Consider the following 13790-nt stretch of genomic DNA (forward strand, 5'->3'; position numbering starts at 1 on the left):
AATAAATTTTTGATATTGAATTAAGGGGAATTAGTTATGTTTTTTTGTCATAAAAAACTCAAATAGTGCGAATTATCCATTATATTTTTAAATATGATGGAATGCCTTAAATTTAACCGTTTAGAAATCTTCAAATTTATGGCTTTTAGTTATTGTTCTTTCAAAACTTCATATATTTTTTAGGCTCGATGTGAGTAAAAACGAGTTTTCTATTTGCATTGAGTTTAAATAGTAGTTGTTTTTTTTATGATTTTTGTCAGTGTTTTAACTAAAAAAGGTAGTTTAAATATTTCATAATTTTGCTTTTTAAGTCAAAATTTTACTTTTTTAGTTTGCTTTATTTGATTAATAAGTAGGTTTTTTCTTTCGTGAGTGTTAGATTTAAAATTTAGTATTTTTGCTTTGATAGTTATTTTTTCTGAGTTTAGCAGTTTGATGAGTTCCTGGTGATCCAAATATTTGAAATAGGTGTATTTTTTACCTTGATATTTTAATAGATCAGTAAAAAATAGGTAATTAACTTTTGCAAAAAAGTTAAAAAAGTGCCTAAAACCCAGCACTTTTTTGTAATTATCTTATCAACTAAGAAACTCACGATAATTTAGGAATTCAGGTTATTTGCTATATAAAGGGTCAAGTTGCGCACAGCCTAAATTATTTTTTTAAATCTTTTAAATTTACATTTTAGAAAAATAAACAAATATTTGTCACAAAGCATAACAAATGACAGACCCGTTACTAATTTGAATAATTATTTTTTATTTATTTTTACATAAATTCCAAACAAAGACTTATTAAAAGTTTTTGTGATTAATTCAATAGGGTTATCAAAAGAATTTGAAATCAACCTATAAATTTTGGATAAATTTCTATTGTTATAAAAAATAAAAAAGAAAAAAGAAACAAACAGCAAAATACTAATAGAAAAAATAATAACTAAAATGATTGTTAATAAATTAATATAATTTTTATCAACTTTTATAAGTGGACCTGTATCTCGGATAAAATCTATAGCAAAATTGTTATTACCGAAAACAAGAGTTAAGAAAATTTCGTGTAAAATAAATGTTAAAATTGAAAAACAAAGGCAAAAAACCGCAATTCATAATTCAAATTTACTTATTTTATAAAAAATTTTAAATAAAAATTGTTTCAGTTCGGGCTTTATTTCCTTCCCTTGTAGGAAAGAAACATTGTTAATTTCATTAGTTTTTTTAAGATATCGAGGAGAACTTCCAAATAATAACAAACCAAATTCAACGATATAGTCTTGATGCTCTGTGTTAAGCCCTTGTTTTTTATATAAAAAAAAGAAGGCAAAAAAATTTATTATGATTAGAAATGTTACGAAAATAAAAGTAAAATAGGTAGTTACTCTCATGGGAAATGTTCCGCCTTGAGTATTTATAAATTCAATTTTACTAAATGAAATTATATATACAATTGTAATTGCTAGATAAGCAATAACAGGAAAGACAATAATAAGAAGAAATTTCCTATTAAGTAGCCGTAAATATTGCGTGTAGAATTTTTTGATCATGTTAACTTGATTAATATCCATTATTTTTATAATTAAGCGTTATTATATCTTATAATATTAAGCACAAGTTAAAAAAGAATAAAAAATTTTTCCATTAATAAATTAGAGGAAAAAATTAACAAAAGCGGTAGAATCAAAGCCATAGATAAAAAAGTAATTGTTTGAATTTTTCATTAATTTAGCTAAAAATTTAATAGGTTAGGATATTAATTTTCCTGTAAATATAAACATTTTTTATTTAGCATTTAATTTTTATTTATAACTTTTTAGGGTATAATTTAATTAGATTGTTGAAAAAGGGGGTTTAGTATAATGGAAGTACCATGGACTCCAAACCCATCAGTGAAGGTTCGAATCCTTTAACCCCCGCCAAAAAATTATTTTTAAAATACGAAAGGTGGCAAGATGCAAACAAAATTCAAGAACAAAGCATATAATTTAGTTTCATCATTAATACAACCAGGAGAAAAACTAGAATTTACCGTTAGTGATATAAATTTTGATGTTGTTGACTTTAAAAATTTTGGAAAAACAACGCTAATTTCGATTTTTCCTTCAATTAATACCAAAATTTGCGATGAACAAACAACATCCATCCGCGATTTATCAAGGAAATATTCACAATTTAGATTTATTTCAGTTTCACTTGATCTTCCTTCCGCGATTGCTCAGTGAAAAAATGCAAATTTATCCGAAAATATGGAGATATATTCTGACTATCGTTTGCGTAGTTTTGGATTAGCCACTGGATTTTTAATTGATGATGTATTTTTATTAAATCGTGGTTATATTATTGTTGACTCTGAAGGAAAAGTTTTAGTTGTTGAACCTAATTCTGATGTTCACGATCAAATTAATTTTGAACAATTAGAAAAACATCTTCAAAACCTTTCATAATTTTGCTAAAAACTTAAAAATTAATTTTTATTTATATATTCAAGAAATGCACATTTAATTGTGTATTTTTTATTTATTTTTTAAAAATAAAAAAAGTGATATAATTTATAAGACAAAATAAAATAGGAATAACAATGAATGACCTTACAAAAATTCCCGCTGACCTAATAAATGAACGCCCTTTTAAAGAAGGTGAGGCTTTTTGGTTAATTCAGGATTGAATTCCAATTTATGCCCTCACAGTCGTTCTGGGTATGGTTGCGTCAATTATCACAATTTATTTTTTCTGAAAACGCGAAGGTTATAAATTTGATCATTTAGCCGCGCTGATTTTTATCACAATTCCTATTTCTATTGTTGGAGCACGTTTCGGATATATTCTTGAGCGTTTAGTGGTTGGTGATCTTACATCATTACAACAGTGATGAAATATTCGCCAAGGTGGACTCTCAATTCAATGAGGTGTTATTTTTCCAACTGTTGCAAATTTAATTTATGCATATCGAAAACGGGCTAGTTTTGATTGACGAAAAGGCTTTTCTTTTATCTTGCCAGCGGTTCTAATTGGCCAATTTTTAGGAAGATGAGGAAATTTTACAAATCACGAAGTCTATGGATTCCTTGATCCTGAAGGTAAAACCGTAAATTGATTAGGTGATTTTATTCGAAAAAATATGTTTATTGCCGATAAACATGCGCCAAATGGTCAACTCCGTGTTCCATTATTTTTCTATGAATCACTAACTTCGCTATTTGGTTACTTGGTAATTGTATGAGTATTAAACCTTTTTTCATGACTCAAACCAGGTTCAACAGGGGCGCTATACATTTTATATTACGGAATTGTCCGGGCTTCTATGGAATTTTTACGGCAAGAATCATATGTTTATTATTTTGTAATTGCAATTTTAATGATAATTCTGGGAATTTTGTTGTTCATCCGCTTTCAATTTTTCACAAATTACTATGTAAAAATTGAAAACAAAAAGTTAAAATTAGCATTTTCTGAAAGATACACAAAAGAAAACAGACGCTATATTGGTTTGCCTTGAATTAGATGAAATCGCAACCTTTCTGAGCCTGCAAAATCAGAACCAAAAATCTTAGAGGCTTAGGCAAAATTGAAATTTTACAACGAAAAACATTAGTTTTTAATGTTTTTTATAATTTAATATTATATAATTATTTATAATCATTAAAATTTTATTCTTAAGGGGTTTAGTCATGGAAAATTATGATGTTATAATAATCGGAGCAGGGCCAGCTGGTCTAACAACTGCTCTTTATGCTTCTCGTGGTAATTTAAAAGTTCTAATTTTGGAAAAAGGAGCCCCAGGCGGGAAGCTTGTTTCACAATCTAAAATTGAAAATTGACCTGGAGATGAGTTCATTGATGGTGCATCTTTAGCGCTAAGAATGTATAAACACTCACTAAAATTCGGAACAAAACACCGTTATTGTGATGTTGATTATATTGAATCTAACTCACCTTTTGATCACAAAGTTATTTGTAAAAATGGTAAAACTTTCACAGCAAAATCCGTTGTTGTAGCCTCAGGAATGGTCGAAAGAAAACCGCTAGATATTAAAAATTACCTTGATTTTGAAGGTAAAGGTGTTTCTTATTGTGTTGTTTGCGATGGTCCTTTTTATGCTAACCAACCTTCAATCGTTATTGGAGGAGGAAATTCTGCTGTTGAGGAATCAAGTTTTTTAGCTTCAATAGCTTCAAAAGTTTATGTTTTAGTTCGTGATGACAAATTTATCGCCGAACCACTTTTAATAGAAGAACTCAAAAAAAACAAAAATGTTGAAATTTTATTTAACGCTAAAGTTTTAGAGCTTCAAGGAGATGGCGCACTTGAGTCAGCAATTATTGATCACAACGGTGAGCAAAAAACACTAGAAATTAAGTCACTTTTCCCATACATTGGTTTTTTACCAGCTACTAGCTTTTTGCAAAAAAACCATAAAGAAATTCTTGATAAATTTAATTTTATTCAAGTTGACAAATACGGACAGTCAAAAATTTCTGGAGTTTATGCTGTTGGTGATGTTGTTACAAAAGAAATTAGACAAATTGTTACTGCCGCAAATGATGGTGCAATTGTTGGTAAAATTTTAACTAATCGAATTAAGTAAAAAAAAAGGTTCCTATATAGTGAAAATAGTTAAGAAATTTTCCAAAACGAAATTTTTAACAAAAAAATCAAAAATTTTACTAGGACTTACTTTATCCGCATCATTTCTTGGTGTTTTAGGAATTTCAGTCGGTATTTCTTATGGTTTTGGCTTAATTAAAAAAAATTCTTATCAAACAACTGTTGAGGATTTAAATAGAACAATAACTAAAATTAATGCTCTTAGTTTTAATGCTCAAAAAGTTTCACCTTTTTCAACTTATGCCTCACTAAAAGAAGAGTGAAAAAAAATTCAAAACTCACCAAACCAAGGTGATTTTTTCGATCTTTTTAGTCTTGAAAATAAAAGATTGCAACCATATAAGTTGCCAAACGGAATTTGACTTGAGTTTGTAGATGTAAAACCAGATGATGCAAATCAACAATTTAATGTTGAATTTTTGCTCAAAACTTATAATCACTCGAGAATTATAAAATCTGATATAAGAACTGACAAAATTTCTATAAGTCCTAATTCAACTTTTTTTCTGGAAAATTTTTACCAAGCGCTCCAAATAAATCTTCAAAATATTAGACCATTTTCTAGAGGCGAGCAAAATAAAATCTCACCTAAAATTTGGCTTGCAAGCGACTTTTTAGCAGAAGCAAATTCTGAGCAAAGTGCAGAAAGTTTTATTAAAAAGGTTCATGATTTTTTTGACTTTGACTTTGAGTCAATTTTAACTAACAAAAACTTTGCTATTAAACATGAAAATAAGTTAGTTTTTCCTTACAAAATTGAAATTATAAAAAATAATAAAAACACTTGAGTTCAACCTTCGCAATTGCACTCAGATTTTTTAGAAATACAAGGTAAAATTAGTTTTACAGATGAAGCCAAAGAAGTATTCCCAAAAAATTTTAATACAAATATAACTAAAAATTTTACTTTTTTACTTTTTGATTCAGCTAAAAATAAGTCTGCTTTTATTGATCCCAAACTTTTTATACAAATTCCAAAGCTAACAGATCTAAAAATTGATCAATTTTCAAACGAAAATCAAGACAACAAAGTTGATATTTCACAAAAATCAATATCTTGAGTTTATAACTTTCTTAAATATAACGAAGAAACAAAAGCATTAAAAACACCTGAAGAAGCAAAAATAGCCCTTAATTCTTTTATTAATTCAGATTTACAACTTGATTTTACCGATTATGATGACTTAGATCCAAAAATCAAGCAAAAATTTGGCTTTAATATTATAGTTGAAAAAATTCAACTTGATTCAGACGAGCAGTCATCGCTAGTTCGCATACCGTTTGAAATTTTTTATCCCCTTAATGAAGATGGTTCAGAAAAATTAACTAAATCTTCAGAACTTGTTTTAAGAAATTTTAAAAATTCTGAATCCCAAAATGTTTCTACATTTGACCCTAAAAATTTTAGCCAAATTCCAGTTGTTAATTTAGATTATCTTACTGATAAAAATAAAAAAGATGAAATTTTTTCATCTTTTGATTATGTTTCAAAAGATGAAATTCAAAGGTTAATTGACTCAAATGCACATGAAGAAATTTATAATATTTTAATAAATTCTTCAAAATTTAATCTTAACTTTCCTGAAACTCAAATTTTAAATTCCTGAACTTTTAAATATGATTTTCCAACTATTTCTGAGTTTTCCAAAAAAACACTAACTCCACAAGCACTAGAAAATAACACAAATACTCGTGCTTTTTTTGAAAATAATCAAGAATTTATATATTTTGTAAAAAATATTTTGACCTTACCTGAACAAGAAGCTCAAAAATACCTTAAAATTCTTTTTAATTCTCTTGCGGAAATAAAATCTGACACTTTGGGTGACCAACAGCAAACTTCTGAAACTCAAAGTCTTGATTCAGCCCCAAAAAATGAAACTGTCGCCGCACAAGCAACCCAATTTCAGGAAACAGAAACTGAAAATTCTGAAAACAACACAGGTTCTCAAGATTCTCAGCAACCCGAAAATCAAGGAAACCAACAACAAAACTCAGAAAGTCAAACTCCTGATACTAATTTAGCCCCAAAAATTCAAACTATTAATGAAAAAATTGTTTCAAATCTTCAAAATCAATATTTAATTACGGGATTTAGCGACTTAATTTCTAAAATTGAAGCTTTAAATCAAAAAAATGGACAGTCACAAGCAGATTTAAATGCTCAAACATTTTCTGAATTATTTATAGAAACTTATAAAAATAATAGTTTAGTTAAGCAGTTTGAAACACTTGGCGAAAATCTTTCTTATAAAATTGTTTTTCTAGCCAATCCAAACCCAGAACAAATCGATTCTGAAGGCCAAAATTCAACCCCAAACCCAGTTCAGGTTGCCGATCAGGAAGCTTCTGAAAGTGATAATAGTCCCAAAAAAGAGATTTTTACATTAGGTTATTATTATATTTTTACCTCTGCTATAAACAATAAAATTGTTTTTAGAACCCCAATTAATTCGCTAAAATTAGATGTTTTTACAGATCAAAATCCTCAAAGTGAAATTGAAGTCTTGTCCAATGTTGTTTTAAATTTTCCACAAAATCTTTTAAAATTAGAGCTTGATGAGTCTAATTTTGCAACTGCACTTACATTTTCTAAAACCGCTGAAGAAGTTCTAAATTCTGAGTTTAATAAAGAAGATAAAGATTTTAAACAAACATTAGAGAGTATTAAAAAACTTTTTGGTTTTTCTACTTTTGTTCAAATTTATCCTTTATTAAATGGTCATGGGCTTGTATATAAAAAAGATAGCGTTTTCAAGGATAAATTTGGAAATTTGAAAATTAGATTTGCCGTAAAAAATCTAAATTCAGCTGAAAAATCTCAAATTTTCATTCCAAACACTGTAGATAACGAGCAAAATAATCCTGATAATTCAGTACAAAATCCAACTAGCCCTCAAGATTCAACTTCAGTTTCAGTTCCGTCAGTTCCAAACCCACCAGCGCAAACTCAGCCAGCTCCAACTCCACAACCTCAACAACCTCAACAACCTCAACAACCACCTCAAACTCAACAACCTGCAACTCAGACCGCACAGCCGCAACTCAAAAATAATCTAGATCCCTTTGTACCGCAAGAAAATGAAGCAAAATATCCGCTTATTTTTACAGTCATTAGACCAAAAAGGCAGTTAAATCGAAATTAGGAAAAAATGAAAAAAACTAAAATAGTAAGAAAAGTAAAAAAAGTTTCACACACCAGATCTTTAATGATTATGGCGACTTGACCTATTGCAATTGGTGCAATTTTAGGTTTTTCTTATTTAACTTATTCGCTGGTTGAGTCAAAATATTTTGATGTTGTTGATCAGCGAAATTTAGAAAAAACTGAGGTTAATCAAAAAGGGATTCAACTTTCAAATGAAGAATTTGAAAAAATTGTTGATCAAATGCAAATTGACGAGGATTTTTCTAAATATTCAGCCGAACAAATTCTCGATTTATCTCGTGATTCAGCATCTAATTTTCATCTTACTACAATTTTTAACCTTACCAATTTTAGTTCAAAATATCCTTTTTTAAAACTTAATATCAATCCTATCAATAAATCTGATGTTGAAAATGACGATCTAGTTACAAAAGTTGTTAATAATAATTTAATTAATGTTGTTTTTTCGGCTCATGATCAATTTACAAATAAAACTTATTCAAAAGTTCATTCAATTCGTGGCTTTAATGGCAAAGGTGATATTCCATTTATAAACTTTAATATTGACCAACAAAAGTCCGCTTTTATTTTGCAAACAGCACAAATAAACCAAAAATGAAACGCACTTTCGCTTGTTCAAGCGCTAAATTCTGAGTATAAAAATACAAAAGATGCTAAAAAAACCCTTGAAAAATTTGGTTCTTTTTTATTTTTAGACTCAAATGACAATTTAGTAAATTTTCCCGAGAGCACCCATTTTGATTTTGAAACAGACCAATCAGGAAACATAATTTTTAAAAATGTTGACGATTCAACAGGTAATTTGTGAATTTCCTTTGGAGTTTTTGACTCAAATAAAACTAAAATTCGCACATTCGATTTAAAAGTTTCAAATTTATTAGATTATGCACAAGTTACTAATTATCTTAATAATTTAATTAGAACTGATGATGAACTTATCATCTTAAAAGATGAAAAAATTCAAGAAATTGTTGCACAAAATGTGTCTTTATCTACTTTTTTGGTGTCCCAAACTGATCATAGCAATCTCTTTGATATATCAAAATTACAAAATTTATTCACAAATTCCTTGCCAAATTTTAATGTAAGGTTGTTTGGAACAAATATTCAAATGGACCGAATTGGCGAAGTTGAACTTATGGTTCAAATCGATTTTAAGGCTAAACAAATTGAAAATCTAGCCCAAAACCAGTCAACTCCTGAGAATGTAAGTGTATCAAATTTACAACAAAATCCACCTGTCCAAGTGCAAAAAACCCTTCAAAATCAGGTATCCTTATTTCAAGATGCTGGTACAAATAATTCTGAAAATTCAAGTCAAGAAAATTTAAATAACTCACAAACTCAAGAAAATTACCGTAAATTTAATTTTATTTACACCCTAAAACCTTTTAAAAATTTAGCACAAAGATATTTGGATTCGGTGATTAAGGATAATGATCTTTATATTGTAAGGCAAAAATTTAATTATTTAGACGGCGCTGAAGTTATTAATAATTTAAGGTCAATTAATGCTAGTTTTTATTCTTTTCAAGAGAATAGAAACACAAGTAAAGGCTTAGAAATTGTTAATTTAGAAAGTAGTCCAACTTATGATAGTTTAACTAGTCAAAGAGCAATTGTGACGTGATTTAAAGACTTTTTTAAAGATTCATTAACATTTCCGACCTGAAAAAAAACTGATGAAAATGACAAACCTGAAGAAGTTTTATCAAAAATTTTTGCTAAAATGAATGATATAATTAATTCTAAGCAAATTTTTTCATATGGGGTTAAATATAATTTATTTTTTGAAAGTTCTACCGGCCAATTAACAATAACAATTAGTATTTATGACAGATTTAATAAAATTTTAGGACAAAAAGATATAAAAATAAGCGGCTTGTCACCAACAAATCCGCAATTATTATTAGCCAAAGAAAATCAAGCAAATTTTTTTATTGACGGATCTGGTGGATATAATGTTGATGCTTCTGATGAAAGCAATCTATTTCACTCAGAAATTAAAGGCCTAAAATCAATCACAAATCCTCAAGTTGAACTTAGCCTTGACTCTTCAAAAAAGACTGATAAGAAAGTTAAACTTGTCAGAAATTCAGGAATTTTATATCCAAGTCTAAATGATAATTATTTAAAATTATTTTATAAAACTGACGAAAATTTTGAAAAAACTGTAGCTTTTGAAGAAAATACTGCATTTTTTTATTCATTTTCAGTCCAAAATAACTTAGAACCTAACCAATCTAAAGTTGTCCTTAAATTTATTACAGAACAAAACGGAACATCTGATCAACAAACAAATCAGGATCCTAATTTAATTTGAGTTAAAAAACTATCCAAAAAAAGCGATTTAACAAACTTAAATACAACAAATTCAGACTCAATTCCTGATAATACTCCAGTTTGGCTAATAGGTGTTTCAAAAAAGGCAGATATTGAATCAAGTACTGCAAATACAAATCAAAACGAAAAAATTATTGGTATTTTGCCTGTTGATGAAGGTCAATTTACTAATTTTGTTCTTTCTTACAATGCTTTGAATGAGAATTCATCTTCAACTTCAGGGGTTCAAACTCAAAATTCTCAAAAGATAATTGTAAAAATTGCAACTCCAAAATCAAAAGATCAACCACAAATCGAACTAGAAAAAAACTTTTGATCTACTCAGAATTCTTCTTCAACAAGTTTAGGTTCTTCGGGAACTTCGGGATCTTCAACATCAGCAACAGCCCCAACTACTTCAGCCACAACAGTTACAACTCCTTCAACAACACCAACATCGACCCCAACCACCACAGCAACTTCAACTGTTTCTACAACTTCTTCACCTGCTTCTTCAACAGCAACTTCACCAACCCCAGCAAAAATTTTAACCCTTCATTTTGGAGATGAAGAAAACAACAAAACCTCCGAAAAATCAGAAGTTTTGTTTAGATATTTTATACAATTTAATAACCAATTTTCCAAAAAAGAAGATTTTGAAAAAGCCTTTGCAACAGCATTAAAATAAAACTATTTTTCTTTTTCCAAATATAGATTATTTTGTTTATAAGACAATCTATATTTTGAATTTTCTGTTATTTCTTTTGTAACTATTTTTTGAGCAATAAAACTTTCTATATTTTTTTTGATAAATCTTTTGATTGGACGAGCGCCAAAATTTTTATCATAACCAGATTGAATAATTCAGTCAATAACAGAATCATTAAAATCTATCTCAAAATTATTTTCTATTAATCTTTTTTTGAAAGTATCAAGTTCTAGGTGGATAATTTCAGAAATTACCTCGCGATTTAAAGGGTTAAAGACAATAATTTCGTCAATTCTATTGATAAATTCAGGTTTTAAATATACTAATAATTCATTTTTGATGTTAGATTCGTCAATTTTTTTGCCTTCAAGAATTTTGTTAGCACCAATATTTGAAGTTAAAATAATAATTGTGTTGCGAAAGTTTACTTTTATAGATTTGCTATCAAGAAGCTCGCCGTTATCAAGAATTTGTAAAAAAATATTAATAACTTCAGGATGTGCCTTTTCAATTTCATCAACCAGAACAATTGAATATGGATTTTGTCTAATTTTGTTAGTTAAAATTCCACCTTGCTCAAAACCAATATAACCTGGAGGAGCCCCAATTAGCTTAGAAATACTATGTTTTTCCATATATTCTGACATATCAAGCCGAATAATTTGATTTTTATTGTCAAATAAATTTTGGGCAAGCGCACGGGCAACTTCAGTTTTTCCAACACCAGTAGGACCTACAAATAAAAAGGATGCAATTGGTCTTTGTTCATCATTAATTTTTGCCTTAAATCTTAAAATGGCCTCTGAAACTGATTTTAAAGCTTGATTTTGTCCTTTAATGACTTTTTTAAGATTTTCCTCTAAATTAATATATTTTTGACTTTCGGATTCTAAAAGTTTGCCAATTGGAATTTTAGTTCAATTTGAGACAACTTTTGCAATATGGTTCTCATCAAGAACGTTAGAAAATTCAATCTGTTTTTCCTTTAATTTTTCCAATTCTTCCATAATTTTAGGAATTTTTACATACTTGATTTGCGAAGCACCTTGATAATCGCCCTGGTCCATTAGTGTGTTTTGTTTGTGTTTTAATTCTTCAACTTTTGTTGACAAATTTGCAATTTTTGAAGCTAAATTTCGCGAGTCGTTTCATTCTTTTTGCATTTGGTCAACCTGATTTTCAACCTCAGCTATTTGTTTTTTGAGATCTTCGTTGTTCGAATTTGTCGAATTAATTTCCATCATTTTCAAATTAATCAATTCGCGCTTTGCTTTTTCAAGTTTTTCTGGTTGGTAATTAATTTCCACTTTTAAAGAAGCAGCCGCTTCGTCAACCAAGTCAATGGCTTTATCAGGCAAAAAACGGTCAAAAATATATCTGTTTGCCATTTTTGCGGCAAAAATTAAAGCTGAGTCAAGAATTTTTACCTGGTGAAAATTTTCAAATCGCTCCTTAATTCCGCGCAAAATATTGATGGTATCAACAACTGAAGGCTCTGAAACTTCAACTTTTTGCATTCTTCGTTCGAGCGCTCCATCTTTTTCGATATAAAGTCGATATTCAGAATTTGTTGTTGCGCCAATTAATTTAATTCCGCCTCGAGCCATTATTGGTTTTAAAATATTAGCAAAATCCATTGAATCAGATCCAGATGAACCGGTTCCAATTAATAAGTGAATTTCGTCAATAAAAATAATAAGTTCATCAGATCTTTGTTCAATTTCAGTTAAAATTGCCTTAATTCTTCGCTCAAATTCACCTTTATATGAGGCTCCAGCGAGAATACTTGTAAGGTCAAGTTCAAATATTTGCTTATTTTTTAAATTATCAGGAACTTGTCCTGCAATTATTTTTAGTGCCATTCCTTCAACAATTGCTGTTTTTCCAACACCGGGATCGCCGACTAGAACAGGGTTATTTTTTGTCTTTCTTGACAAAATTTTTATAATTCTTCTAATTTCAGAATCTCGCCCAATTACAGGCTCAATTTTGTTTTCTTTTGCTAGTTTAGTTAAATTTCTTGCATATTTTTCAAGATTTTCGAGTTTAATTTCCATTTTTTTCTTCCTTATTTTTATTTTTTTACATTAATGCAAAAATAATTATAACATATTTTTGTCACTCGTGGCAATTAAGTGCCAAAAATTTTTTTTATTAAATTAGAAACTTAAAAAATAACACTATTATTTTGGCTAATTTATGTTATAATTTTTACTTATATCATGAAAAAAATTGTTATCGGGAATTGAAAAATGAATCAAATCAGAAAGGAATTTTATGATTTCCTTTTTGAATTTGACGCGCTTTTTAACAAAAATCCAAAAAAAGTCGCTAAAACAATGGAGTTTGCGATTGCCCCTCCTTTTACTTTATTAAGTGAAATTTCTAAATCTCAGGTTAAAACATTAAAAATAGCTGCTCAAAACGTTAGCCAGTTCGAATCCGGAGCTTACACAGGCGAAATTAGCGCCAAAATGCTAAAGGATTTAGGTGTTAGTTATATAATAATTGGTCATTCTGAGCGAAGAATGTTTTTTAATGAAACTGATGAAGTTTTAGCTCAAAAAATTTGACAAGCACAAAAATATGGCATAACTCCCGTGTTTTGTGTCGGGGAAACATTAGAACAATATGAAAATAAATTAACTAATGAAGTTATAATTTCACAAATAAATGCCGTAAAAGACGTGCTAAATTTCGAAAAAGCGATAATAGCTTATGAACCAATTTGAGCAATTGGAACCGGAAAAACAGCATCTGCTGCAATTGCCAATGAAATTTCGTCCTTAATTAAAGAAGAATTTGGCAAAAATGTTAAAGTTATTTACGGAGGTTCTGTTAACTCACAAAATTATGCAGATTTTTTAAATTCAGAACTTATTGATGGTATACTTGTTGGTGGTGCATCATTAGATCCTAAGCAATTTTATAAAATGGTAGAATTTTCTGATGCATGCGCAACAGATCCACTAAATTCTGGCATTTTAGAAG

The 13790-nt window shown here is 28.7% G+C and carries 7 protein-coding genes, 1 tRNA gene and 1 pseudogene; 7 read left to right on the top strand and 2 right to left on the bottom strand.

Translation table 4 applies throughout. The features are described 5' to 3' along the window. Positions 1-751: 751 nt before the first annotated feature. Positions 752-1561, bottom strand: coding sequence for a hypothetical protein (locus QJQ40_RS00165; RefSeq protein WP_282861297.1), 810 nt, complete (start codon positions 1559-1561; stop codon positions 752-754). A gap of 277 nt (positions 1562-1838) precedes the next feature. On the opposite strand from QJQ40_RS00165, the gene QJQ40_RS00170 reads away from it, so the two are divergent. The 6 genes from QJQ40_RS00170 to QJQ40_RS00195 all read left to right on the top strand — a co-directional run bounded on the left by QJQ40_RS00170 (position 1839) and on the right by QJQ40_RS00195 (position 10778). Then, positions 1839-1912, top strand: a tRNA-Trp gene (locus QJQ40_RS00170). A 33-nt stretch (positions 1913-1945) separates the two neighbouring features. After that, positions 1946-2437 carry a peroxiredoxin gene (locus tag QJQ40_RS00175; protein ID WP_010321223.1) on the top strand — a complete coding sequence of 164 codons (492 nt, stop codon included), beginning with the start codon at positions 1946-1948 and terminating at the stop codon, positions 2435-2437. 134 nt (positions 2438-2571) lie between these two features. Continuing rightward, complete coding sequence (locus QJQ40_RS00180) at positions 2572-3552, top strand: prolipoprotein diacylglyceryl transferase (RefSeq protein ID WP_282861298.1); 981 nt, start codon at positions 2572-2574, stop codon at positions 3550-3552. Between the two features lie 109 nt (positions 3553-3661). Next, entirely contained in the window at positions 3662-4579 is a 918-nt protein-coding gene (locus QJQ40_RS00185; RefSeq protein ID WP_282861299.1) for an NAD(P)/FAD-dependent oxidoreductase, read from the top strand. A 19-nt stretch (positions 4580-4598) separates the two neighbouring features. Next, positions 4599-7745, top strand: coding sequence for a P97 family adhesin (locus tag QJQ40_RS00190; RefSeq protein WP_282861300.1), 3147 nt, complete (start codon positions 4599-4601; stop codon positions 7743-7745). 6 nt (positions 7746-7751) lie between these two features. Beyond that, complete coding sequence (locus tag QJQ40_RS00195; RefSeq protein WP_282861302.1) at positions 7752-10778, top strand: P110/LppT family adhesin N-terminal domain; 3027 nt, start codon at positions 7752-7754, stop codon at positions 10776-10778. A 2-nt stretch (positions 10779-10780) separates the two neighbouring features. Here QJQ40_RS00195 and QJQ40_RS00200 read toward each other — a convergent pair whose 3' ends face one another. Then, positions 10781-12856: an ATP-dependent Clp protease ATP-binding subunit gene (locus QJQ40_RS00200; protein WP_282861304.1), complete on the bottom strand. Its 2076-nt coding sequence runs from the start codon at positions 12854-12856 to the stop codon at positions 10781-10783. A 165-nt stretch (positions 12857-13021) separates the two neighbouring features. Here QJQ40_RS00200 and tpiA point away from each other — a divergent pair. Further along, positions 13022-13738, top strand: a pseudogene (tpiA, locus tag QJQ40_RS00205) (triose-phosphate isomerase); the annotation flags it as partial. Positions 13739-13790 lie beyond the last annotated feature (52 nt).

It is taken from the genome of Mesomycoplasma ovipneumoniae (assembly GCF_030012565.1).
Lineage (GTDB): Bacteria > Bacillota_I > Bacilli_A > Mycoplasmatales > Metamycoplasmataceae > Mesomycoplasma > Mesomycoplasma ovipneumoniae_D.